This is a genomic window from Streptomyces sp. NBC_01439 (genome assembly GCF_036227605.1).
Lineage (GTDB): Bacteria > Actinomycetota > Actinomycetes > Streptomycetales > Streptomycetaceae > Streptomyces.
In genome coordinates, this window is sequence record NZ_CP109487.1 from 2,844,576 (window position 1) to 2,868,916 (window position 24,341).

At 69.9% G+C, this 24,341-nt stretch carries 17 protein-coding genes and 2 pseudogenes; 12 read left to right on the forward strand and 7 right to left on the reverse strand.

Translation table 11 applies throughout. The features are described 5' to 3' along the window. The first annotated feature begins 88 nt into the window (after window positions 1-88). Window positions 89-1,087 (forward strand): EcsC family protein, encoded by a 999-nt coding sequence (locus OG207_RS12195; protein WP_329098532.1) that lies wholly within the window; start codon window positions 89-91, stop codon window positions 1,085-1,087. 61 nt (window positions 1,088-1,148) lie between these two features. Here the strand turns inward: OG207_RS12195 and OG207_RS12200 are convergent, their stop codons facing one another. Both OG207_RS12200 and OG207_RS12205 read right to left on the reverse strand, forming a co-directional pair. Beyond that, window positions 1,149-1,271, reverse strand: coding sequence for a DUF397 domain-containing protein (locus tag OG207_RS12200; protein WP_443072860.1), 123 nt, complete (start codon window positions 1,269-1,271; stop codon window positions 1,149-1,151). A 3-nt stretch (window positions 1,272-1,274) separates the two neighbouring features. After that, a pseudogene (locus OG207_RS12205) lies at window positions 1,275-2,111 on the reverse strand (helix-turn-helix domain-containing protein); the annotation flags it as partial. Window positions 2,112-2,304: 193 nt separating this feature from the next. Here OG207_RS12205 and OG207_RS12210 point away from each other — a divergent pair. The 8 genes and pseudogenes from OG207_RS12210 to OG207_RS12245 form a co-directional block, all read left to right on the forward strand. Continuing rightward, window positions 2,305-2,529: pseudogene (locus OG207_RS12210) on the forward strand (ATP-binding protein); the annotation flags it as partial. 179 nt (window positions 2,530-2,708) lie between these two features. Further along, window positions 2,709-4,547, forward strand: a complete 1,839-nt coding sequence (locus OG207_RS12215; protein ID WP_329098534.1) for a hypothetical protein — start codon at window positions 2,709-2,711, stop codon at window positions 4,545-4,547. Continuing rightward, window positions 4,544-4,831 (forward strand): hypothetical protein, encoded by a 288-nt coding sequence (locus tag OG207_RS12220; protein ID WP_329098537.1) that lies wholly within the window; start codon window positions 4,544-4,546, stop codon window positions 4,829-4,831. Before OG207_RS12215 ends, OG207_RS12220 begins: the two co-directional genes overlap by 4 nt. After that, entirely contained in the window at window positions 4,828-5,460 is a 633-nt protein-coding gene (locus OG207_RS12225) for a nucleotide exchange factor GrpE (protein WP_329098539.1), read from the forward strand. The genes OG207_RS12220 and OG207_RS12225 overlap by 4 nt, the downstream gene beginning before the upstream one ends. A 60-nt stretch (window positions 5,461-5,520) precedes the next feature. Continuing rightward, window positions 5,521-8,022 (forward strand): Hsp70 family protein, encoded by a 2,502-nt coding sequence (locus OG207_RS12230; protein ID WP_329098540.1) that lies wholly within the window; start codon window positions 5,521-5,523, stop codon window positions 8,020-8,022. Window positions 8,023-8,109: 87 nt separating this feature from the next. Continuing rightward, window positions 8,110-9,927: an AAA family ATPase gene (locus tag OG207_RS12235; protein ID WP_329098542.1), complete on the forward strand. Its 1,818-nt coding sequence runs from the start codon at window positions 8,110-8,112 to the stop codon at window positions 9,925-9,927. After that, window positions 9,924-11,150, forward strand: a complete 1,227-nt coding sequence (locus OG207_RS12240; protein ID WP_329098544.1) for an McrC family protein — start codon at window positions 9,924-9,926, stop codon at window positions 11,148-11,150. The genes OG207_RS12235 and OG207_RS12240 overlap by 4 nt, the downstream gene beginning before the upstream one ends. A 36-nt stretch (window positions 11,151-11,186) precedes the next feature. Beyond that, window positions 11,187-13,331, forward strand: coding sequence for a UvrD-helicase domain-containing protein (locus OG207_RS12245; protein WP_329098546.1), 2,145 nt, complete (start codon window positions 11,187-11,189; stop codon window positions 13,329-13,331). 51 nt (window positions 13,332-13,382) lie between these two features. On the opposite strand, the gene OG207_RS12250 is transcribed toward OG207_RS12245, so the two are convergent. Next, window positions 13,383-15,038, reverse strand: a complete 1,656-nt coding sequence (locus tag OG207_RS12250) for an N-6 DNA methylase (protein ID WP_329098547.1) — start codon at window positions 15,036-15,038, stop codon at window positions 13,383-13,385. Between the two features lie 169 nt (window positions 15,039-15,207). Here OG207_RS12250 and OG207_RS12255 point away from each other — a divergent pair, with 169 nt between their 5' ends. Then, a complete protein-coding gene (locus OG207_RS12255; protein ID WP_329098549.1) occupies window positions 15,208-16,911 on the forward strand; it encodes a TIGR04141 family sporadically distributed protein in 1,704 nt (567 codons plus the stop codon). A gap of 590 nt (window positions 16,912-17,501) precedes the next feature. On the opposite strand, the gene OG207_RS12260 is transcribed toward OG207_RS12255, so the two are convergent. After that, window positions 17,502-18,839, reverse strand: a complete 1,338-nt coding sequence (locus OG207_RS12260; protein ID WP_329098551.1) for a class I SAM-dependent RNA methyltransferase — start codon at window positions 18,837-18,839, stop codon at window positions 17,502-17,504. Between the two features lie 91 nt (window positions 18,840-18,930). After that, window positions 18,931-20,985 carry an APC family permease gene (locus tag OG207_RS12265; RefSeq protein WP_329098552.1) on the reverse strand — a complete coding sequence of 685 codons (2,055 nt, stop codon included), beginning with the start codon at window positions 20,983-20,985 and terminating at the stop codon, window positions 18,931-18,933. Window positions 20,986-21,205: 220 nt separating this feature from the next. On the opposite strand from OG207_RS12265, the gene OG207_RS12270 reads away from it, so the two are divergent. Continuing rightward, window positions 21,206-21,874 (forward strand): potassium channel family protein, encoded by a 669-nt coding sequence (locus tag OG207_RS12270; RefSeq protein ID WP_030016272.1) that lies wholly within the window; start codon window positions 21,206-21,208, stop codon window positions 21,872-21,874. Then, a complete protein-coding gene (locus OG207_RS12275) occupies window positions 21,871-22,533 on the forward strand; it encodes a potassium channel family protein (RefSeq protein WP_189739014.1) in 663 nt (220 codons plus the stop codon). The genes OG207_RS12270 and OG207_RS12275 overlap by 4 nt, the downstream gene beginning before the upstream one ends. Before the next feature lie 610 nt (window positions 22,534-23,143). Here the strand turns inward: OG207_RS12275 and OG207_RS12280 are convergent. Both OG207_RS12280 and OG207_RS12285 read right to left on the reverse strand, forming a co-directional pair. Further along, window positions 23,144-23,899 carry a DUF3159 domain-containing protein gene (locus OG207_RS12280; RefSeq protein ID WP_329098553.1) on the reverse strand — a complete coding sequence of 252 codons (756 nt, stop codon included), beginning with the start codon at window positions 23,897-23,899 and terminating at the stop codon, window positions 23,144-23,146. 3 nt (window positions 23,900-23,902) lie between these two features. Continuing rightward, the gene (locus tag OG207_RS12285; protein ID WP_301365780.1) at window positions 23,903-24,322 is read right to left on the reverse strand and encodes an OB-fold nucleic acid binding domain-containing protein; all 420 of its coding nucleotides are present in this window, start codon (window positions 24,320-24,322) and stop codon (window positions 23,903-23,905) included. Window positions 24,323-24,341 lie beyond the last annotated feature (19 nt).

Here is a 24,341-nt window from a genome sequence, read left to right on the forward strand (position 1 = left end):
CTGCGCTCACCCCAGGGAGCGCCGCCCGCTCGACCTCGAATATCGGCCCCCGCGCACCCCGCCGTCACCCTCGAAATGGAGAACCTCATTGAGCATTCACACGGCCCCACCCTCGATGAGCACGTACGAGGAGCAGGTCTGGAAGGCCCTCAACGAACACTGGGAGCGCCGCAACAACCGCCGTGGTCTGCCGAAATGGGCGACCAACGCCCTCGACCGCACCGGGGAGGTCGCGGGAAACGCAGGGCGTCGGGTCAAGGAGGCCGTGCCGGAAGCGGTCAAGGAGCCCATACGTCGCGCGGGTGACGCGATCGCCGATGCGGCCCTGCGACCGGCGGTCGCGGGCGCGACGGCGCTGCTCGACCTGGTCAACGACTGGGCGTTGGAGCTCAACGACCCGAAGAGCGTCGAGAAGATCGCCCGAAAGCAAGGGCTCGAGATCGACAGCTACGCCGATCTGCGGGAGCAGGACCTCAAGGTCTGCGACCGGCTGCTGGGCGCCAACACCATGAAGTGGCGGACCGCCGGCGCGTTCGAGGGGGGCGCCATGGGCGCCCTGGCCATGGTCCCCGTCGCCGGTATCCCCGCCGCGATGACGGCGGACATCCTCGTCATCCAGGTCCTGAGCGCGTCGATAGCCGCGCGAATCGCGTACTCCTACGGCTACGACGCCAAGGACCCCGATGAGCAGCTCTTCATCCAGCGCCTGGTGCACCAGTCCTTCAAAGCGCAGGTGGCCAAGGCCGAGCCGCTGCACAAGACCGCGCAGGCGGCGCAGGCCCTCAAGGGGCGCGTGAGGTTTTCGGACAAGCTCCGTCACGACCACAAACTGGTGGCCGCTCTTGAAAAGTTGATGCAGCACCTGAGCCCGGCGGGCTCCAAGGTGTCGGTCAAAACCGTGGCCAAGGTCGTGCCGTTCGTCGGCATCCTCATCAGCGCCGGCCTGAACTCCGCAGTCCTCGGCCGCGTGGCCTCCGAGGCCCAGCGGTACTGCCAGACCCGCTTCCTGTGCGAAAAGTACGGACTGCCGCTGCCGGCCGCACTGGCGGCCGATCCGGACGACGACCTCGAGACCGACTTCGCGTAGAGACCACACTCCCCCTGAACGCGAGACGGTGTGCCGCCGTCGCAGACGGCACGCCGTTCGTTCAGCTATCCGCCACGAACCTCACGAAGGGCGCCCACTCCTCGCGCGTCACGGCGAAGGGCGGGCGAGCCAGATCCTTGGAGTCCCGTACGTGAACAGCGTCTTCGGCGATCGCGATCTCCACGCAGCTCAGGACCTGCGAGCGCAGTGTTTCACAGCGATGGCAGAGCACACTCACTTGTTTCGGTCCGAGATGAGCCGCCCGTTCTCCTGTCCCTCGGAGTAGCCGAGTCGCCGCCCCTCACGGGTCTCCAGGACCGGCACCGGTCCGTCCAGGCACGCGTGCAACCCCGCCCCCAACGGCACCACCTGAAGCGTCACATTGCGCGGAGCGGTCCGTTCCAGCACGTGGTCGACCAAGCCCCACATTGTTTCCGCGTCACCGAACCGACACCGGAACACGTGCTCCTCCACAATGAAGCCGAACGGCACCGTGGGCCGCTCCCGCATCATCCACTGCCGCTCCATCCGGGCCGTGAGCTGGTCCTCCAGCTCGTCGTCGGTCCACAGCGGGATCGTGCCCTCGAACACCGCCCCCGCATACGCCTCCGACTGCAACAACCCCGGAACCAGCCGGCACTCGTACGTGCACAAGCTCACCGCCTCCCGTTCCAGCCGGGCCCACCGCCGGAACCAGGCGGCGAGGCCGACCTCACCGCGGCTGAGGTGGCGGGCGGCCCGCCGCAGCGCGCCGGTGTTGCCGAGTGCCTCCTCCGCACGCTCGATGAACGCCTCGTCCGGCATGCGGCGGCCCAGTTCGATGGACTCGACGGTGTGTTTGGAGTACCGGACGAGGGCGGCGAGCTCCGCCCGACTCAGGCCCGCATGCTCGCCGAGGGCCTGGACGAACCGCGCCGAACGTGCGCAAGCTGTCCGACGGGTGGGGTTCCCGCTCCCAGTCCCCTGCCGGTACCGTCCGGGTTCCGCCGGCGCCCGCCACCATCTCCTCTTCTGCGTTGTCCATCCGCCGCCCCTTTCTCCGCGCTGCCCGACTTCACGACTCAGCGTGACGGCTCGCCCCCGGCAGCTACGGGCCGCCACTCTGGCGCCATGGATAACTCCACCCCCAACTCGGCCTATCTGCGCACGGCTTCACCCAGCTCCTGTCGTCCACTCGTCGAGGCGCCCGGCTCGCCCGACTGCTCACCGTCTCGTCGCTGCGGCCCTGGGATGCACCGCAGGACCTCACGGAGCGTGCCGAACTGGTCGTCGCGGAGCTGGCCGCCAACGCCGTCGTCCACGGCCGCGTGCCCGGCCGCGACTTCCGGCTCGCGCTCCAGTTCCACCCGACGGCCGAAGTGCTCCGCGTGGACGTGACCGACGCACGCGGGGAGCGGCTTCCCCGACTCCCCCGCCCTCACGACGAGGACACCCCACCCCTCGCGCTGCACACCGGCGGGTACGGTCTCGCGCTGCTCGCCGCGCTCGCCGACGATGCCAGTCACCCTCACAGGTGGAATCACGCCAAGATCGCCCGATGTGCAGGGAAGTGCGTTGACGTCGCCAACACACCTCCCTACGGTGGTTCTTGTTACGTGGGGGATCCAGGGGGCGGCAGCGCATGCAGGCGGACGAGACCGGTGGACCTGGCCGGGTCGTCACTGCCGAGTCCCTGTTGGACGCCGCCGTACAGGCTTTCCTGCAAGCCGAGTTCAACATCGTGCAACCGATTCTGCAGCGACTGCGACACGAGTTCGGCGTACCTGACATCGGGCCCGCCGCCGTTCGCCACGACACGCTCCTCGCTGCACTGGCCGCGCGGGTCGGGAACTGGCCGGACGTACTGCGCCAGTGCCCCGACTTCGACCTTGTCGAGGCGGACACAGGAATCGTCCACGCCCTCGCCGTAATGGCTCTCCGCGAGCTGGCTCAGGAGGGGCGGCACACCGATGCTCGCACCGCGGCGGTCGTGATCGTGCTGTGGGCGTACCTCCTGGACGAGGAGGACCCGGACGACTTCCGCGCTCTGCTCACCGAGCGGCGGGGTGAACCCGTGCCCGATGCGGTCTGGGAGCAGGCCCTCGCTCAGCTGCGTGGGCGTGTCGGCGAACTGCTGCGCGCCTTGGACGTGCGGGCCGGGCGGGACGTCCTTTCCGCCTGGAGCACGGCTTGGGAGGCCGAGTGCGAGGGCGGCGCGGTCTTCTTCGCCGGCCTTCCCACAGACGCCGGACCGGATGCCCTGACCACTCTCGGAGAGGCCGCTGGGTACCTCGTCCGCAACGGCCGCGGCGCCGAGCTCCTCACCGCCTACGAGGCCCGGCACCCCGACTCCATGCCGGCTGACCTGCCCGGTCATGACGCATGCGCCGTACCCCTGGCCCGCGCTCTCGCGGGCCGGGGCCGGGACCTGGCGCGGGCCGACAAGTGGAGCGAGGCCCTCGCCGACCTCGATGCGGCGGTATGGCTCGGGCACACCCTCAGGAACGACGAACGGGCGGCCGTCCTCCAAGCGGGAAAGAACGTGGGCCGGAGCCGCACCGGGCGCGACTACTCGCCCCGCGTACGGATCGCCGGACTGGAACGGGCCCACTCCCTCCTGCCCCAGGACACCTCCCTGGCCGACGAACTCACCGCCGAACTGGTAGCGGAGGGCAAGAGAGTCGAGCGTTCCGACCCCCGGGAAAGTCGGAGCCGTTTCGCGCGCGCCCTGGCCGTGACGCCCACGCACCCGGAGGCCCGGGCAGGCCTCGACAGTCACCTGACCGCTGACTTGGAGAAGGCGATCAAGGGTGCGCACGCGGGGGACGCGCTCCTGGTCGACGAGGTGCGGGGCCTCCTCGCCCGCGACCCGGAATGCATGCCGGCCCGGCTGTGGCTGGAGAACCACCACGCCGAGCGGGCCGTCACCGCGGCAGCACACGGGCGTACGGATGAGGCACGCGGCGCCGTCCGGGAGATGTTCCGGTACGACGGCCCGGAGGGGTCTCCCAGCGAGGGGCTCGTCGACGACCGGCTCGTGGGCATCCTGGTCACCGCGGCCCGGAACACCCGCATCGAAGACGCCCGCGCCGGCCTGGAGCGCCGCGTACGGCTTCTGCACACGGCCGCATCCGTCCCGAGCCGCACCCTGAGCCACGTCAGGGAGGACCTGAACGAGGCGCTCCTGCACCTCGCCGAGCACCTGGAGGATGCCGCCTCCCCCTCGGACGTCATCGAGCTGTTCCTCCGGGACCTGATGCGGACGGGGGCCAGCGCTCGGTTCGACCAGATCGTGGAAGCCGCCTACCGCAACCGTGCCCGGGCCCGGGAGACGGCCGGAGACCCCGGTGGGGCGCTTCGGGACCGCACGTGCGCGGAGCGGGTCGGCGCCGGGCTGCCGGCCCAGGGGCATCTCTTCGGTCCAGCCTCCGTCAGACCACCACGCCGCGACGCCGACACCGGACAGGACACTCTCTTTTGACCACCGGAGCACCCTCCCCGAAGCCCGCCGACACCGAACCGCCCGCGCTCCCCTGGTTCGGTCCCACGCTCCACGAGCTCATTCCCGGCACCCCGCTCGGCGCCCGGCCCCTGTTTCTCCGGAAGCAAGCGGCGCGGGAGCTGAGTGCCACCGTCCGGAAGGACCCGGCCAGGCACGCGCTCGTCGAGCGGGCCAACCAGAACTCCCACACCCCGGCAGCCGCGCTCGTCGCCGAGATGCTCACTCCGCCACTGCCCCGCCAGCACACCGAGGAACGCCCATGACCGGTCCGGTCCCCGTCGACGCCGACGCCGACGCCTCGCCGTCCGAGCTCGACAAACTGCGACGCAGGGTCGCCGCCCTGTCCGGCAAGCGGGACAAGGCCGAAGCCCGTCTGGACACCCTGCTGGAATCGCTGCTGCGGCTCGACGACCTGCTCGCCGATACTCGCCGCCGCGTCGGAGCCCTGCACGAGGCTCGCTCCGCCCGGGAGGCGGCGTCGGCCGCCGCCGTGCTGGGCGAGCAGATCGACTCGGCCCATGTGATGCTGCGCAGCGAGTTCGCCCGGTACGACGTCAGCCCGATCGAGGTCCTGGGCAGGGCAGCGGACCCGGCGGAGATGCGCGTCGTGGGAACCGAGCCGCATCCGACCCGCCCGGACGGCACCGTGCTGCGGGAGAAGGTCACCGGCTTCCGGCGGGGCTCCGTCACGCTGCGGCCCGCGGAGGTGGTCGTCGCGGTGCCGGGTCCGGCACCGGAGCCCGTGGCCGATCCCGCACCGGAGCCCGTACCCGAGTCCGAGCTGCCTCCGGCGAGCAGCACAAGGAGCCAGCCCCGGCGTACGACCCGCTCCCAACGGCGGCTTCCCCGCAAGGCATCGGCCGGGCGGGGACGCCGTTCTCGCCGCGCCTGACCACGCACCGCCCCTACACCCCCCGTCCTGCCGTACCACGACGATCAGGAAGCGCCCCGCATGCACCGGACCCTCGGCATCGACCTCGGTACCACCAACTCCGTCACGGCATGGATGCGCGACGGCGTCCCCGTCGTCCTGCCCAACCGGGACGGCGCCCAGGCCACCCCTTCGGCCGTCGGGCTCGACTCCGGCGGCGCCCTGCTCGTCGGCCAGGAAGCCCTCAACTGGCGGCTCGGCGACCCCCTCTCCGTGATCACGGAGGTCAAGCGGCTGATCGGGCGGCGCTGGGCCGACGAGCTCGTGCAGCAGGCCCTCGAGGCGCGGCCCGACGACGCCCCGCCCGTACGGGAGAGCGCCGACGGCTCGGTGGAGATCCGGCTCGGCGCGCACTACCTCTCGCCCGTGCAGGTCTCCGCCATTCTGCTGCGCAGGCTCAGGAAGGACGCCGAGGACGCGGCGGGCGTGCCGTTCCGGCGTGCGGTGATCACCGTGCCCGCGTACTTCGCCGAGCCTCAGTTCGACGCGGTGCGCGAAGCCGGGCGGCTCGCCGGCTTCCACGTGGCGCGGATCGTGCAGGAGCCGACCGCGGCCGCGCACGCCTTCGGGGTCCGGCCCGGCGAGGACGGGCTCAAGGACTACGCGACCGTGCTCGTCTTCGACCTGGGCGGCGGCACCTTCGACGTATCGCTCCTCACGATCGGGCCCGGGCACTTCTCGGTGGCCGGACTCGGCGGGGACAACCTCCTCGGCGGAGCCGACTTCGACGCGCTGCTCGACGGCCACGTACGCGAGCAGCTCGTCGGCCGCGCCCTCGACGGGGACGGCGACGACTCCCGCATCCGGGCCGCCGCCGAGCGGGCGAAGATCGAACTCTCCGGGAAGGAAGCCGTCGACGTCGTTCTCGCTCCGCTCGGACGTCAGGGCGGAGCCTGGTCCGGAGCGGTGCGGCGCGCCGACTTCGAGGAACTTCTGGCCGGGCACCTGCACCGGATGCGCGAGACGGTCGAGACGGTACTGACGGGGTACAGCGCGACGCCGGAGGACGTCCAGCGGGTTCTACTGGTCGGCGGTTCCACCCTCGTTCCGGCCGTCCGGCGCGGCCTCCAGGACCTCTTCGGCGAGGACACGGTGTCGGACGCCGTGGATCCCATGACAGCTGTAGCGCACGGCGCTGCCGTGGAGGCCGGTCTCCTCGACACCCTCGGCTGTCCGTCCGGAACCTGCGCCAACGACAGCATCCCCGTCGACTCCGAGGCCTGCCCGGACTGCGCCACCCCGCTCCTCGGCGCCCCCACGGTCGACTGCCCGGGCTGTCACGTCCCCGCCCCCGAACTCACCGCCGCCTGCCCCGTGTGCGCCACGGACCTGTCCGGCCTGCGCGCGGCCACCCCGGTCGTCGCCCTCGCCGAATGCCCGGACTGCGGCCGCGACGACAACCCCGCCGGTGCCTCCGTCTGCCTCGACTGTGACGCGCCGATGGACACGGGCGGCCTGAAGTGCCCTTCGTGCAATCTGGTCAACGCCCCCGGACTCAGCGCCTGCTCGTTCTGCGACGGCGACTTCGGCACCGCCCTCCCCCAGCAGATCACGGCCCAGCACATCGGCATCGAACTGGAGGACCACACCGTGGAGGTCCTCATCCCTGCCGGCACCCTGTACCCGACGCAATGGCACCAGGTGGACACTCTGGGAATCCGCGGAGTCGACGGCACGTCCGTACGGTTCAACGTCTGGGAGGGGCCGCACCTGCGCTCGGCCCAGCGCAACGAGTTCTGCGGAGGCTTCGTCGACCCGAGTCCCGAGGGGCTGCGGGGCGATGTGCCGCTCACCCTTGAGGTACGGCTCGACGCCGACCGGACCATCGACCTGCGCTATCGCATCGGCTCCGAGGACTGGTCCCTTGCCCGGCTCCGACGCAACTTGATCTCCGAAGCCGTGCGCCGGAAGGGCGTCGGCCTGCTGCAGCGCTACTCCGAGTTCCTGGACGAATGGAGGCAGGAACTCACCCACGCCGAGAAGGACGCGCTCACCGAGATCGCGGCAGATCTGGAGGCCCTCGGGCGGGGAGAACCCATGAGCCGATCCCTGGACGGGCTGCTGGATTCCGCCCACGACACCCTGGAGCTGTGCCTGCGGGCCCGGAGCGCCCAGGCCGGAGCGCGCATGGCCGCCCGGCGCGGGAACGGCCTCCTGCCGTCGCAATCCGTGCGGGACATGACGAAAGCGGCCGAGGACGTCAAGGACGCGCGCGAGGCCATGAACACCGGGGGGATGCGGACAGCCGCGGACCGGGTGGACAGCCTCATGGCCGGAATCGACCCGGTGGTGCGTGCCGCGCTCTACGCCATCCAGTTCGCCGAGCAGAACGCCTACCCCGCGACCCTGCGCGGTGAGGTCCTGGCCGCCCGCGACGCCCTGCTCGGCGCGAAGGAGGACGATCAGGACACCCGGGACCTTCAGCTCGTCCGCCTCGGGCAGCTCTACGAAAACGGCCGCCACCTGTTCGCCGACAGCAGCACGGTCTCGCTCCCGTCGAGCGTCCTGCCCTCCCGACGGTGAGCGATTTCCCGGACATCATGATCCTTTGACAGTGTCAACAAGTAGGCTCTGCGGTAGTTCCCGCAGGTCCGCCCCGGAAGGTCATCCATGCCCCAGCCCGAATTCCTCCCCGGCGCTCCGGAGTTCCGCATCACGCTCCCCAAGGGCAGCGGCGTGGCACGGGGCCGGCTCCTCACCGAGTTCGGCGGCAACGGCACCCACAAGTTCCTCCTGCTGGCGGGGTCGGTGGCGGCTGCCGACGCCTGGCCCGGCCTGGGCGAACACCGGCGCCGCTCGCGTGCGGCACTCCGGGCGAACGGCGCGTTCGCCGACGCCCCGGTCAGCCCCGACCTGCCGGAGGCACCCGCACGGTGGGTGGCGACCCGGGACATCACGTGCAACTCCTCGTCCGCGGCGGCGGGACTGGTCTACGGGTACGACGCCTCCGGTCCCGAGTCCTGGCGGACCGCCGAGGGCCATCCGCTCGGCGACTACCTCTCCACCAGCTGGCGGGCGCCGCGCAAGGCATGGCTGGTGCGCGGTTCCAACGTGTCGGGGCACAACCTGGTGCGGCAACTGTGGCTGGAAGGGCGGCTCGTCTCGCTTTCCGGGGCCCATCTGCCGCCCGTCGAGGAGGACGATCCGACCAAGAGCACGTTGCGCCGTTACGTCGAGGACGGCTACGAAGGGGCGGCCTCCTACAACCAGAAGCGCGGCCTCGTCGACGAACTCCACGCATTCCTCACCCAGATGCGGGTGGGCGACACGGTGACGACCATAAGTGACGGGCGCCTGCACGTCGGCCGGATCACTGGCGACGCCGTGCAGACCGCCTCCCCGGGCGGGCTGTCGAATCTGCGGCGGGCAGTCTCCTGGCTGCCCGGCAGCCACCCGTACGAGGAGCTCCCCGAGGAGGTGCAGCAGAAGCTGTCGGCGCAGCACGACGTCGTCGACCTCACCGTTGTCCTCGAAGCACTGGACACTCTGTCCGGGTCCGTCGACACGGACGAGGGCGGCACCGCCGCCCTGCCGCCTTCCGCCGAGGGCGCGGCTCAACGGGAGCTGGTCCTGCCGGAGGTCACGGACGACCTGCTGGCCGAACTCCTCGTCCATGAGCGGAATTGGCTGGACGAGGTGCGCGAGCTCCTCGTCGACGACCGTCAACTGGTGCTCTACGGCCCGCCGGGCACGGGCAAGACCTATCTGGCCATGAAGCTGGCGGAGCACTTCGGCGGGGGCCCCGAGCAGGTCAAGATCGTCCAGTTCCACCCGTCCTACGCCTACGAGGACTTCTTCGAGGGTTTCCGGCCCGTGGAGGACCCCGAGACCCGGGAGGTGGCCTTCCGGCTGACCGCCGGACCGCTACGCGAGCTGGCGGACCTCGCCTCCCGCGAGGGCAACCGGCACGTCCCCCATTTCCTGATCATCGACGAGATGAACCGCGCCAACCTGGCCAAGGTCTTCGGCGAGCTGTACTTCCTGCTGGAATACCGCAAGCGGTCCGTCCGGCTCACCTACTCGGGGGACGACTTCGGGCTGCCGCCCAACCTCTTCGTGATCGGCACCATGAACACCGCCGACCGGTCCATCGCGCTGGTGGACTCGGCCATGCGCCGCCGGTTCGCCTTCGTGGAGCTGTCACCCCGTACCGAGCCGACCGCCGGTCTTCTCGCACGCTGGCTGGAGCGCGAGAAGAAGGACGAGGAACCCGCCCGGCTCCTCGATGCCCTCAACGCCCTCATCGACGACCCCGACTTCGCCGTCGGTCCGTCGTACCTGATGAAGCCAGGGGCGTACCGCGACGGCGGCCTCGACCGGACGTGGCGTACCAAGATCCTGCCCCTCTTGGAAGAGCACCACTACGGCGAGGGTCTCGACGTCGCCGCCCGCTACGGCCTCGACGCCCTGCGGAAGAAGCTCGTGTGAGCTCGCAGGACGTGTCACTGCGCGAGCACGGTCCTGCCGTCTCCGTCCCCCTCGGCACCGACGCAGGACGGGCCCTCGCCGCGGCGGGCATCCTGCGGAGCGCCACCCCCGATCCCGGCCGGGAGGGGCACTGGCTCCTGCGGGCGGGGAGCAGCGTCGGCGCGGTGCGGATCCCCGGCGGTCCTGTCGTACGGATCGCGCCCAAGACGTCCGTGAGCCGGCTGTTCTTCCTGCTCGGCTTCAGTCTCGACCCGGCACGGGCCTGGCGAGACAGCCGGGAGGGCACGATCGACATGGGAGGGCACGACGACGTCGTTCCCTCGCTCGCGCACGCCGTGGAACGGCAGATCGACGCGGCCCTGCGCCAAGGCGTTCTTCAGGGTTACCGGACGGTGGAGGAGTCCGCTCTCTTCGTCCGTGGACGGATACGGGAGGCCGACCAGGTCCGACGGCACTTCGGCCGGACACCGCCCGTCGAGATCAGCCATGACGACTACACGGCCGACACCTCCGAGAACCGCATCCTGCGCGCCGCCGTCGAGCGGCTGCTCCACCTGCCAGGGGTGAGCGGGCCCGTCCGACGCCGACTGGCCCGCCATCGCGTCCGCCTCGCGGATGCCCTTCCCCTGGTGCGGGGCCGGGAACTGCCCCGATGGCAGGCGACGCGTCTCAACTCCCGTTACCAGCCGGCCTTGCGACTGGCCGAGGCCGTCCTGCGCGGCGCGTCCCCCGAACACCGGCCGGCCGGAGCTGCTCCACTCGCCATGGACGGCTTCCTGATCGACATGAACCGGCTGTTCGAGGACTTCGTCACGGTCGGACTGCGCGAGGCCCTGCGGGAGCACGGCCTGACCGCGCGCCTGCAGGACCCCCACCACCTGGACACCGCCGAGAGCGTCCGCATGCGGCCGGACCTGGTCGTGCGCACCGGCGACGGCCGCACTCCGGTCGCCGTCGTCGATGCGAAGTACAAAGTGGTGAAGCCCGACGGCCACCTCAACGACGACCTGTACCAGGCGCTCGCCTACGCCACCGTCCTCGGGCTGAATGAGGCCCACCTGGTGTACGCCGCGGGCCGCGTTCCCCTACGCGTCCGCGAGGTACACGGAGCGGGGATCCGTCTGTACCAGCACAGCCTCGACCTCTCGTGCCCGGCCGAAGGGCTGCTGTCGGAGCTGGAGCGCATCGCCGGGCAGCTCGCCGGGACCGCGGCACGTCTTTGATCACGAACCATCGTCAGGCAGACACGGGAGGACCTCATGCCCCGGCTCGCATTCGCCCAGAGCTTCTGGGACGGTTACGAGAGCTTGGAGAAGCCCGTTCGCGCCGGGGTGCGCAAGGCCATGGCGAAGTTCCAGGCCCTGAGCGCGGCCGAGCTCAATGCGGACAAGGGGTTGCACCTGGAGTCCGTCGAGAAGGCGCGCGACGCCCGGATGCGTACCATCCGCATCACCGACTTCTGGCGGGGTGTCGTGCTCGCCCCCGACGACGGCAGCGATGTGTTCCTCCTCGTCAATGTGCTTCCGCACGACGACGCCTACACCTGGGCGGCAAAGCGGCTGTACAGCGCGAACTCCGCGACACGGGCGCTGGAGGTCCGCAACGCCGTCGCTCTGGACGAGCTGACTCCGCTGTACGAGACAGCCTCGCTCCGGGTGCCGCAGCGGCTGTTCGCGAAAGTGTCCGACGGAACCCTCCGTCAGCTGGGCGTCGACGATCAAGTACTGCGCGCCGCGCGCTCGCTGGTGGACAAGGGGCAGCTCGACGCCTTCGCCACGCTCCTGCCGGAGGATCAGCTGGAGGTTCTCCAATACCTCGCCGAAGGCTTCAGCCCTGAGGAGGTGTACCGGGACGTCGTGGCCGTCCGACGGCCGCCGGACGCCCCGGCCGAGGCTGTCGAAGACCTGGCGACGGTCATCGCCAACACCACCGCCCGCATCCGCCTGATCACGGGACCGCAGGAACTGGAGGAGATCCTGGAAAAGCCGTTCGAGGCTTGGCGGGTCTTCCTCCACCCTTCCCAGCGCCGCGTCGCCTACCGCGCTTCGTACGGCGGTCCCGTCCAGGTCACCGGTGGACCCGGCACCGGCAAGACGGTGGCTGCCCTGCATCGGGTACGGCATCTCCTCAGCCGGTCCGAGGACGGCCGCATCCTGCTCACCACCTACACCAACGCACTCGCCTCCGGACTGCGCGACATGCTCGTTCTGCTCCTCGACGAGGACGAGAAGGCACTCGCGCGGGTGGATGTGACGACGGTCGACGCCTTCGCGAACGGAATCGTACGATCGGCTTCGGCAACCGCGCTCAAGCCGATCGGGGACCGGGAACAACTACAGCTGTGGGACAAGGCGATCAAGCAGCTCGGCCTGCCGTTCAGCACTCAGTTCCTGGCGCAGGAGTACCGCCACGTCGTCCTCGGCCAGAACCTGCGTGGTCTCGATGCATACCTCGGCGCGAGCCGCCGCGGCCGCGGCACCGGCCTCGGACCCGCTCGCCGTCGCCAAGTCTGGAGCGGCGTAGAGCGCTTCGAACAGCTCCTCGGCGGCCGAGGCGAGACCACACACCTGCGGATCTGCGCGCGTGCGGCGGAGCTCCTCGGGGCCAGTTCGACGCCGTACGCGCACGTCGTGGTTGACGAGGCCCAGGACCTTCACCCCGCGCAGTGGCGAGTGCTGCGCGCCGCCGTTCCTGCGGGTCCCGACGACCTGTTCGTCACCGGTGACCCGCATCAACGAATCTACGATTCCCGGGTGGCTCTCGGCACCCTGGGCATCGCCACCACCGGTCGCAGCTTCCGGCTACGTGTCAACTACCGCTCCACCGAAGAGATCCTCACCTGGTCGGCGGAGCTCCTCGCACCGATCGCCGTCGACTCACTGGAGGGCGAAGGAACGGACTCGCTGTCCGGGTACCGTTCGCTGCTGCACGGGAAACAGCCTCGGTCCCGGGAGTACACGACGCAGGCAGAAGAGACCGAGGCCCTGGTGGAACAAGTCCGGTCGTGGGTGGCCGGAGGGATCGCGCCGCACGAGATCGGCGTCTGTGCACGCTTCAACCTCCTGCTGAACGCCGCCGAGGAGAAGCTGCGGTCTGCCGGTATCCCGGCCGTACGTGTCAAGGGGCAGCTACCGCCTGGAACCGAGGGCGTACGGCTGGCGACCATGCACGCGATGAAGGGGCTCGAGTTCCGGGCGGTCTCCGTCCTCGGTGTCAGTGACGGCACCATACCGTTCGCCCGCGAGATCACGGCTCGGGAATCGGACGCGCTGCAGCACGAGGCCGACCTGCTCCGTGAACGCTGCCTGCTCTTCGTCGCCTGCACGCGCGCTCGCGAAGCTTTGGTCGTCACCTGGAGCTCCGATCCGAGCCCCTTCCTGCCCCCTTCCGCCCGCTCCACCTGACCGGCACCGGTACCGGTTGCCAGGGGTACGGGTGCGCCTGCGCAGCACACCTCACTCCTCGGGCGCCAGTCCCCCCGTGGCCAGACCGTCCCGCGCGAGATCGGCGAGATGCCCGCTCAACTCGACGATCTCGTGCACGTCCCGCTCGAACGCGGACAGCACGCGGAAGGCGGAGCCGTAGCGACGTTGCTCGTCGATGCCCATCCGGGGGATCCGCGCGCCGCGAGAATCCAGACGGTAGCTCCCACTGGCACTCGTGGACCGACGATTGTTCACGGAGCTGCGCAAGAATCCCTGCAGGTAGTCCGTGTCGAGCTGATCGCTGGCCGAGACCGGCTCCGAGTCCTCGTAGCTGACCAGCCCGGCCCGAGCGAGATCCGCGACGCTGGTGGTCGCGCCGTCAAGCGAGCCCGGTCCACCGCCCTCGGCCAACTCGGGCAGCAGAGTGACCAAGCGACGGACCCTCTTCTCTACTTCCGCACGCAGGGCGGAGTACTCCGCGCAGTAGTCACGGTGCCGGGAGCGGAGGTGCGCACCGGGGGTGAGATCGACGGTGTCGTCGAGGAGTTCGATCAACGGCACGTCGGCGACCTGATCGGGGCGGGGATCCAAGCTGCCGTCAGGGCTGTTGCCGCTCAGATCGACCATGCGCACCGTGTGATTCGTGTCGGCGTTTCCGGAACCCTCAGGGCGCTGGAGACACCAAACGTGCACAGGTAGGGAGTGCGAGGTGGCCACGCCCGGCGGGAGGGCCACCACTTGTCTCAGGATGCCGCGGCGCACCAGCTCCGAGCGGATCCGGCGCCCTGCCTTGCGGTAGGCGACCGAGGCAGGCATGACCATGAGAACGTGGCCGCCCGGCCCGGTGTGTGCGTAAGCATGCTGTAGCCAGGCGAGCTCGCTTTCGGCCTTGGAAGGTGTGCCCAGCTCCCAGCGGGAGTCGAGCAGCAACTCCTCCCGCCCCCACTCGGTGATACCGGCCGGCGGATCGCAGACCACGAGATCGGCCCTCAGATCCGGCCAGGCGTCCGCACGCAGGGAATCCCCGGCCGCGACAGTGACGCGTGTGCGTTGCAGGAGATCGGCGCGGAGCTGCGCGAAACGAGCGCTGTCCGCGTCCGACTCCTGACCACAGCAGCGCGTGTCCACTCCCGCGCCCACGGCCAGGAGCAGGACTCCGATCCCACACGCGGGGTCGAAGATGGTGGCACCCCGGGGAAGATCGGGGGCGAAATGGCGTACGGCACGCACGATGCGTTCGGGGGTCACCTGATCCGATCCTGCCCGCCGCGCCGAGTCCATGAACCGCTCGGTCAAGCCGTTCACAAGATTGACAGGCGGTTCGCTCTGGGCGAGTCGACGCACACGTGCCACCAACTCGTCCGGCAGACCGGGCGCGGGCGCCCCGGCGAGCGTCGCAGCCACTTCCGCCAGTCCCGCGACCATCTGCTCTCCACAAAGCGCCCGAAGGGCTTGCCACAACTCGACCTCGGGCGAGAGCTCTTGGCCCTTGCGTTGCTTGTCGAGCCAGGCCTGGACCTCGACCAGTGCGAAGAGCGGACTGTTCGCCGCCCCTGCCGCCGGCACGGGGAAATCGTCGTGGCGCCGACGCCAGTTGGAGACAGCCGCCCGGGTGACACCGGCGAGGCGAGCGATCTCGGCTCCGGTAACCAAGGCGCCGACTGATGCAGCGGCTTTCTCCGTCATAGCCCCAGCGTACACGGGCAGGAGAGGACACTCCAGAGTGGAATCTGTTGACGTCGTACACAGACATACGTCAATCTCTCTCGTGTACAGCGTGTCCCGCAGGGATCCGCCGCGCGGACGTGTCCGCATGGGCTGCGCATTCCTCGCCCCTGTTCCACGGAGGCCCGCGATGACCACGAACACCGAAGTGCGCACCATCTACCGGTTGAGTTCCGTCGCTCCCACACCAGAAGCCATGCTCGACGTCTTCGATGCGGAGGCGCTGGACCGGCGCGGAGCGGACGTCCACTTCCCCGACCTGATCGGCGTCCCCGCTGTGTACATCACCTGCGGAATGGAGATCGACGAAGCTGCATGGTGCGCGCCCATGGCGCGCACCACCGGCATCACGGTCACCGAGAGTGTCCGCCGAACCGCGGCCGTCCTGCTCCTCGCCGTCGACGGCACGGTGTACGGCATCGGCTGCGACCAGGGGTACCGACTGATTCCCGACCACCTCAAGGACAAGCGTTTCGGACTCTCCTTCGTCATCCGACAGATGGATCCGACCATGATCCGCGGCGTGGTCTCGAAATCACTCGGGCTTGCACGTACGGACATCTCTCTGGTTCCCGGGGGTGCACCAGCGCCCCTGCTCGGCATCCGCGACCACTCGCGCATCGTGCGCAGCCTGGGTGGCTACCTCGATGGCATGCCGCTCACCCGCTCGCGCTATGCGCGGGGGAAGGCCGTCAGCGCTCAGGGCGGCTGCGGATTGAAGATCGCCCTGGGGATCGAGCCCGGCGAGCTGCTCTCCGACCTGCGCACCATCACCGCCATCTGCCACGAGGACGTCCCCCATCCGGAACTGGAGTTCGTCGACCGCATCGCGCCGGTCGGCGACCCTTCCACCCTCGAAGCGCTCGAACGGACTCTGGACGACCGCCTCGGCCTGACCGGCGGCGAACGGATCGCCATCTCCGTTCCCTTCGACCACCACGAGGCGTACACGGAGGCCACGACCTACCTCACACGGATCAACAGCACGGAGGCCAGGCGTTCCGACGGCTTCGACCTCGGTTACGTCCTCGAACGAGCCCGACTGGCACCATCCGGTAGGCGCCTCTCAGTACTGCGGGAGGGGACGGTCACGCTGGCGCGGGACCGCCGGGGAAACGCCGGCGAGATGCTCGCCGTCACCGACGCGCTGTCTTGGTTGGAGGCGGAGGTCTCCCTGGGTCCCCTTCGGTTCTTCCTGCTGGATGGCGAGTGGTACGAGGTGGGAGCGACCTACGTGGAGGAGTGCCGGGCCGCGGTCACCGCCATGCTGTGCCGTTCGCCCTCGATCACGCTGCCCCCCTGGAACGATGGTGAACGCGAGAACGCGTACAACAACAGGGTGGCCGACGAACGGCCGGGGTGGCTCTGCCTCGACACCAAGAACATCACCAATCCTCTCCGAAGGAAGGACCAGGTCGAGATCTGCGACCTCCTCACGCCCGACGGCACCCTGGTCCTTGTCAAGCGCGCGGGCGCTTCGGGTCCGCTGAGTCACCTGTTCCAGCAGGCCAGAGTCGCGGTGGAACTGCTCCAGGAGTCCGCCCGAGCCCGTTCGGATTTCACTGCGAAGGTCGCCCGCCTCAGTCAGGACCAGTACGTGCTTCCAAAGGACTTCACGCCCTCGCGCATCCTTCTTGCCATCCAGCTCAAGCACCGCGAGAGCCTGACTCCGGAGTCACTGTTCGGCTTCTCCCAGATCACGGTAGTCCAGACCGTAAAGGCCTTGCTGGCTCGAGGCGTGACCGTTGAGGTGACGGGCATTCCGGAAGGTGGCGCCGGCCCGATCCCCTACACGTCGCATCGTGCGCACATCAGTGCGGGCGTCCCCTGCTGAGCACCCCGGACACCGCTTCATTCACCCTGACAGGCGCCTGGCCTTTGACAATGGGTCAGATCGGAACACGGCTCCGTTCGAACGTCATTCGAGAAGCGCGCTTTTCGCTCAGGGCCGGCCAATTCATCGCGCCCGAATGGCTACTCGCCGTCAGCCACCAGGCCGAAGAAGACGTACAGCCCGATGAAAACGTCACGCACTGTGCCTGTCCGGGAAGGGGTCACGTCGCCCAAGCGTTGTGCCGTTGGCGCACGGCACTTCGTGATCCGCACTGTTGACAACTGGGCCGGCAGTCGCGCCGACCGCAGTGAGACCGATCCCGCTGACCGGCTCCGGACACCCGGCAACCGGCTGGCCCGTGCCAGCCGGGCCACACGGCGACGTCGAAACCCGCCCGATGTGACGGGCTTTCAGAGCGAGCGTCACACGAGCGTCATGAACCTGAGGAGCGTGCAGCCACGGCTTGCGCAGCCGCCGTTGGCCCTGGATGAATCCGCAGGTCAGGCGCGTATGGCCGACAAGCCTCGCGCTTCACCTGTTGGACAGGCGGAAACAGGTGAAGCGGACCGCGACGGCCACGAAGCCGCAGTTCAGGCGGCCTTCGCGATGGGTTCCAGGATCGCCACGCACTCCACGTGGTGGGTCATCGGGAAGAGGTCGAAGACGCGGAGGGTGCGGACGCGGTAGCCGGCCTCCTTGAAGTAGCCCAGGTCGCGGGCGAGGGCCGCCGGGTCGCACGCCACGTAGGCGATGCGGCGCGCCGAGAGGCCCGTGATGTGGCGGACCGTCTGCTTGCCCGCGCCCGCGCGCGGGGGGTCCAGGACGACCAGGTCGCATTCGGTGATGCCGGTCTTCGGGAGGATCGCCTCGACCTTGCCCTGCTCGATGCGGACCCGCGGGAAGTCCGCCAGGTTGTGGCGGGCGTCCTCCACCGCGCGCTTCGTCGACTCGATGCCGAGGACGGCCCCGGTCTCGCCGAGTCGTTCCGCGAGGGCTCCCGCGAAGATGCCGACGCCGCAGTAGAGGTCGAGGGCCATCTCGCCCTTGCGCGGCATCAGGCCCTGCATGACGGCCTTGATCAGGGTATCCGCGGCCTGCGGGTGGACCTGCCAGAAGCCGCCCATGCCCACGCGGTACGTACGGCCGTCCGCGCGCTCCCGTACGAAGGGGCGGCCGTGGACGCGGTGGACCCCGCCGTCCTTCTCCTCCACGCGCAGGACGGAGACCGGCTTGTCCAGCTCCACGAGGGGGAGGCGGCCGCCGGGGCGGGGGGTCAGGACGACCTGGCGGTCCTGGGAGCCGGTCGCCGCGATCGCCTCGACCGTGGCCATCTGCGGCCAGTCCTGCTTCTCGATGCCCAGTTCGCTGACGCCGGGCGCCGCGATCATGCAGTGGTCGACCAGTTCGATGGCGTGCGAGCGGTGCTTGCGCAGGCCCGCGTTGCCGTCCTCGTCGATGGCGAACTGCACGCGGGTGCGCCACTGCGGGACCTGGCCCGCCGGCAGCTTGTCGCCCTCGGCCGGCATCACGGTGCCGTCCCAGCCGGCTTCCTCCGGGGTGAGCCCCGCGAGCCGCTTCAGCTGCTCGGCGACGACCTCGCCCTTCAGCCGGCGCTGGGCGCCGGGCTTGGCGTGCTGCCAGTCGCAGCCGCCGCACTTGCCGGGACCGGCGTACGGGCAGGGGGCCGCCACGCGGTCCTTGGAGGCGTCGAGCACGGTGATCGCGTCGGCGCGCAGGTAGCGGGAGTCCACGTCGCCCTCGGTGACCTTGGCGATCACCTTCTCCCCCGGGAGGGTGTGGCGGACGAACAGGACCCGGCCGTCGGCCGTGCGGGCGATGCAGTGGCCCCCGTGCGCAACGGGGCCGACCTCGACCTCGTACTCCTCCCCGACCAGTGACTGCTTCTCGTTCTGCTCGGCGCTCGTCATGGTGGGGAGACTCCAAAAAACTGAAAAGGAAAACGGCCGGACGACCGACCCACCAGTTTACGTGGATCTCGTCCGGCCGTTCACCAACCTCCTAGCCCTTGGAGGAGGGCTCCTTCGGCGGTCGCGGGGTGTCCACCGGGCCGCGACGCACCGCACCCGGGGCGTTCCAGTCCTGGCGCTTCTTCGCCCGCCGCTTGGCCAGCTCCGAGGACTCCAGCTGGTAGGGCACCGAGGTGACCATCACACCGGGGGTGAAGAGCAGCCGGCCCTTGAGGCGCAGCGCGCTCTGGTTGTGCAGCAGGTGTTCGTACCAGCGGCCGACGACGTACTCGGGGATGTAGACGCTGACCGCGTCGCGCGGGTTCTCGCTGCGCAGGCCCTTGACGTACTCGACCACCGGGCGGGTGATCTCGCGGTACGGCGAGTCGAGGATCTTGAGCGGGACGTTGATCCCGCGCCGGTCCCATTCTTCGCGCAGGGCCTTGGTCTCGGCCGTGTCGACGCTGATGCTGAGGGCTTCCAGGGTGTCCGAGCGGGTCAGCTTGGCGAACGCCAGGGCGCGCAGCGTGGGCTTGTGGACCTTGGAGACCAGGACGATCGAGTGGACCCGGGAGGGCCGCACGCTGTCCTCGCTGGGGCCTTCGGCGGCGGCGATCTCCGCGGAGACGCGGTCGTAGTGCTTGCGGATCGCGGTCATGGTGCCGTAGAAGATCACCATGCCGAGCAGGGCCACCCAGGCGCCGTGGGTGAACTTGGTGGCGAGGACGACGACCAGCACCATGCCGGTGAAGAAGGCGCCGAAGGTGTTGATGGCCCGGCTACGGTGCATCCGGCGGCGGGCGGCGACGTCGTGCTCGGTCTTCAGGTGCCGGTTCCAGTGCCGGACCATGCCGATCTGGCTCAGGGTGAAGGAGACGAAGACGCCGACGATGTAGAGCTGGATCAGCTTGGTCGAGTCGGCGTCGTAGATCCACACGAGCAGCATGGCCGCGCCCGCGAGGAGCACGATGCCGTTGGAGAAGGCGAGCCGGTCGCCGCGGGTGTGCAGCTGGCGCGGCAGGTAGCGGTCCTGGGCGAGGATCGAGCCGAGCAGCGGGAAGCCGTTGTACGCGGTGTTCGCGGCCAGGAACAGCACCAGCGCGGTGGCCGCGGCCAGCAGGACGAACAGGAAGCTGCCGTTGCCGAAGACGGCCTCGGCGACCTGGGAGATGACCGGGTGCTGGACGAATTCGGGGCCCACGGGGACGCCGTTGTCGAGCAGGTCGGTCGCGGGGTTCTCCGCCATCCGCACGTCGGTGGCCATGGCCAGGCCGATGATCCCGCAGAACATGGTGACGGCCAGGGCGCCCATGAGGGCGAGGGTGCTGGCCGCGTTCTTGCTCTTGGGCTTGCGGAAGGCGGGGACGCCGTTGCTGATGGCCTCGACGCCGGTCAGGGCCGCGCAGCCGGAGGAGAAGGCCCTCAGCAGCAGGAACACCATCGCGAAGCCGGCCAGGCCCTGCTGCTCGGGCTTGATCTCGAGATTCGCGGTGGGGGCGGTCATGGTGTCGTCGAGGACGAGGCCCTTCCAGGCACCCCAGCCGATCATGACGAATACGGCGGCGACGAAGACATAGGTCGGGATCGCGAAGAGCTTCCCGGATTCCTTCACACCGCGCAGGTTCATCAGTGTGAGGAGAAGGATCATGACCATCGCCGAGAGCACCTTGTGCTCGATCACGAAATCCACCGCGGAGCCGAGATTCTCGACTCCGGAGGAGATCGACACGGCGACGGTCAGGACGTAATCGACGAGCAGGGCGCTCGCCACGGTGAGGCCGGCCTTGGGTCCGAGGTTCGTGTTGGCGACCTCGTAGTCGCCGCCACCGCTGGGGTACGCGTGGACGTTCTGGCGGTAGGACGCCACGACCGTGAACATCAGCACGACGACCGCGAGCGCGATCCAGGGGCTGTACTGGTACGCCGACACGCCCGCGATCGACAGGACCAGCAGGACCTCGCCGGGGGCATATGCCACGGAGGACAGCGGGTCGGAGGCGAAGACGGGAAGGGCGATCCGCTTGGGAAGGAGTGTTTCTCCGAGGCGGTCGCTGCGTAGCGCCCGGCCGATCAGGATCCGTTTGGGCACGTCGGTCAGTTTGGACACGCAGAGGATCGTAAGCGTTCGAAATCAGACTGACGAACCCCGCACCCCCTCATACCGCAATCCCGCCGCAATTCCTCCCCACCCGCAGCACGACTGCGACGCAAGAGACCCCATCGGTGACCGCCCGTGTGTAGCTTGGGCCATGGTCTGAGACCCTGTTAAACCAGAGCATGCAATGAGGCTGGGAACCAGCGAGTCGCTGACAGCCGGAAGGACGGCCGTGCACATCGTCATCATGGGTTGCGGAAGAGTGGGCTCCGCCCTCGCGCAAACCCTGGAACAGCAGGGGCATACGGTCGCCGTCGTCGACCAGGACCCCACCGCATTCCGCCGGCTCGGCGCCGGATTCGGCGGCCGCCGCGTCACCGGGGTCGGCTTCGACCAGGACACCCTGAGGGAGGCAGGAATCGAGGACGCGGGCGCCTTCGCCGCCGTCAGCAGTGGTGACAATTCCAACATCATCGCTGCCCGCGTGGCCCGCGAGATGTTCGGCGTGGAGAACGTCGCCGCCCGCATCTACGACCCCAAGCGCGCCGAGGTCTACCAGCGCCTCGGCATCCCCACCGTCGCCACCGTGCGATGGACCGCCGACCAGATGCTGCGCCGTCTGCTGCCTTCGGGCGCCGAGCCGCTGTGGCGCGACCCGAGCGGCGGGGTGCAGCTCGCCGAGGTGCACACCTCCGCCGCCTGGATCGGCCACAAGGTCAGCAAGCTCCAGGACGAGACGGGCGTCCGCGTGGCGTTCCTCACCCGCCTGGGTGAAGCGATGCTGCCCACGTCGGCGACGGTCCTGCAGGAGGGCGACCTCGTCCACGTGATGATGCGCACGGACGAGATCGACAAGGTCGAGGCGGCGTTCGCCGAGGGGCCCGAGGAGGCACACGCATGAGGGTCGCGATTGCCGGTGCGGGCGCGGTGGGCCGATCCATCGCGGGCGAACTGCTGGAGAACGGCCACGAGGTGCTCCTGGTCGACAAGGCCCCGACCGCCATCTCGGTCGAGCGGGTGCCGCAGGCCGAGTGGCTGCTGGCCGATGCCTGCGAGATCACCTCGCTGGACGAGGCGGCGCTGCAGCGCTGCAACGTGGTCATCGCGGCCACCGGTGACGACAAGGTCAACCTCGTCGTCTCGCTGCTCGCCAAGACCGAGTACGGGGTCCCGCGCGTGGTGGCCCGCGTCAACAACCCGAAGAACGAGTGGCTCTTCAACGAGTCCTGGGGCGTCGACGTCGCCGTCTCCACGCCGCGCCTGATGTCGGCCCTGGTCGAGGAGGCCGTGAGCGTCGGCGACCTGGTCCGGCTGCTGCGCTTCAGCCACGGTGACGCCAACCTCGTCGAGCTCACCCTGCCGGCCGACTCCTCGGTCGCGGGCACCCAGATCGGCGACATCACCTGGCCCGAGGACACCTCGCTGGTCACGATCATCCGGGGAAACCGGGTCCTCACCCCGCACGGGGAGGAGACCCTGGAGCCGGGCGACGAACTGCTCTTCGTGGCCGCCCAGGCCCGCGAGGAACAGCTGGAGGACCTCCTCCAGGCCCGCCGCTAGCCCTGCGGGCACGCTGGACGACGAAGGGGGCGCGCCCTGCCGGGCGCGCCCCCTTCGGGCTTCCCGGCCCCCAACGCGGATACCTCGGCCCGCCGGCCCCGGCCCTACCGGCCCCGGCCCTACCGGGCCGGGCCCGGGTTCCCCTCCACGGCCTCGACGCTGCGACCGCGGCCCCTCGCTCCCACGGCGGCCCCGGCCCGGGAGACCGGAGGCTGGAGGCCGGAAGCAGCCCGCCACGGCCTCGGCCCGCTGGGACTCGACCTGTACCGGGGGCCGCCCCGCCCACCCGGCGGCCGTGCAGGGCTTCCTACGGCCGTCCGCAGCCCGGCCCGCCCGCCGGCCCGGCAGGCGGGCTGGCGGCGCTCCCGCGCCCGTCCGGGGCCAGGAGCCGGGAAGCCGGGAGCCGGGACGCTGCCCGACCGTGGCCCGACACGGACCGCCCGGCTACCGGCTCCCAGCTCCCGGCCCCGGACTCCCCGCTCACCCTTGCACCCCGGCACCCCGGCACCCCGGCACCCGCAGACCCGCTCCCACCGCAGGGACCGGCAACGCGAAGGGGGCGGGACCGGCCTCCTGGGCCGGTCCCGCCCCCTTCGTCGGCTACGCGCCGTCAGGCCTTCGGCCGCTTGGCGGCGGCCTCCGCCGCCTCCTTGGCCTCCCACTCGGCGATCACGTCGATCGGCGGCGGCGCCTTCGCCAGGAAGACCCAGGTGAAGTACACGGCGAGCACCATCGGCGGGAGCTTCAGCGCGATCAGCACCCAGCCCAGCTGCGTCGCGTCACCCCACCAGTACAGCGGGAAGAGGATCGCGTACTTGGCGAGGAAGATCAGGCCCCAGGCCAGGCTGGCCTTGACGTACGCCTTCTTGCGCCCGGGGTTGCGGGTGCGCCAGGAGAGGTTCTCCTTGAACACCGGGCCCAGGATCACGCCGAGCAGCGGGAAGCCCACCAGCGCTGAGAGCGTGAAGGCCACGCCGAGGCTGACGCCGTAGATCATGCCCGGCAGGTAGAAGCCCTTCGGGTCGCCCGTGAACAGGGCGAAGGCCACGCCCACACCCACGCCGAAGACCCCGCTGAAGGCGTGCTTGACCGTGTCCTTGCGCAGCAGCCGCACGAGCACCAGCAGGACCGCGACCGCGCCGGCCGCGATGGCCGACGACTTCACGTCCTTGTTGATCGTGTAGATCATGACGAAGAGCAGCCCGGGCAGCATCGTCTCCACGGTGCCCCGGATACCGCCGAAGGCGTCGAAGAGCGCCGCCTGGGTCACGGCCTTCTGGTCTGCGGAAGGGGTGGCGGCATGGCGGGCGGCGGCGTGGCGCGGCCCGGTCGAGTCCGGGGTGGTCGGTTTGTCGAGTGACGTCACCGGTCAGTGCTCCTGTCCGAGCGGGCGGAGTTCGTACTTCGGGTTGAAGAGCACCCGACGGCCGTGGGTCATGGAGATGCGCCCCGAGGCGATCATGCGTCTGCCGGGCTCGATTCCCACGATCGAGCGACGCCCGAGCCAGACCACGTCCAGCGCGGCCGAGCCGTCGAAGAGCTCGGCCTCCAAGGCGGGAACGCCCGCGCGCGGCCGCAGGGTGACGGTGCGCAGGGTTCCGGTCACCTTGACTATCTGACGGTCGTGGCAGTCGCAGATCCGCGTGCACCCCGCGGCTTCTGCGTCCTCCTGCAGCTCCGCCGAATGCAGCTCCTCCTGGGAGGTGGACAGCCGCTCAATCATCCGGCGGAACCGGCCCGCAGGCCTGACCGGCTTCGCGGACTTCTCGGGACGCGGTTCAGCACTCATACAGGAAGCGTACCGGCGC

Coding starts and splice junctions, on each gene's coding strand:
- OG207_RS12275 (WP_189739014.1), top strand. CDS start 21,871: ATGAGGGTCGCGATTGCCGGTGCGGGCGCGGTGGGCCGATCCATCGCG.
- OG207_RS12215 (WP_329098534.1), top strand. CDS start 2,709: ATGCAGGCGGACGAGACCGGTGGACCTGGCCGGGTCGTCACTGCCGAG.
- OG207_RS12235 (WP_329098542.1), top strand. CDS start 8,110: ATGCCCCAGCCCGAATTCCTCCCCGGCGCTCCGGAGTTCCGCATCACG.
- OG207_RS12230 (WP_329098540.1), top strand. CDS start 5,521: ATGCACCGGACCCTCGGCATCGACCTCGGTACCACCAACTCCGTCACG.
- OG207_RS12245 (WP_329098546.1), top strand. CDS start 11,187: ATGCCCCGGCTCGCATTCGCCCAGAGCTTCTGGGACGGTTACGAGAGC.
- OG207_RS12255 (WP_329098549.1), top strand. CDS start 15,208: ATGACCACGAACACCGAAGTGCGCACCATCTACCGGTTGAGTTCCGTC.
- OG207_RS12285 (WP_301365780.1), bottom strand. CDS start 24,322: ATGAGTGCTGAACCGCGTCCCGAGAAGTCCGCGAAGCCGGTCAGGCCT.
- OG207_RS12250 (WP_329098547.1), bottom strand. CDS start 15,038: ATGACGGAGAAAGCCGCTGCATCAGTCGGCGCCTTGGTTACCGGAGCC.
- OG207_RS12225 (WP_329098539.1), top strand. CDS start 4,828: ATGACCGGTCCGGTCCCCGTCGACGCCGACGCCGACGCCTCGCCGTCC.
- OG207_RS12260 (WP_329098551.1), bottom strand. CDS start 18,839: ATGACGAGCGCCGAGCAGAACGAGAAGCAGTCACTGGTCGGGGAGGAG.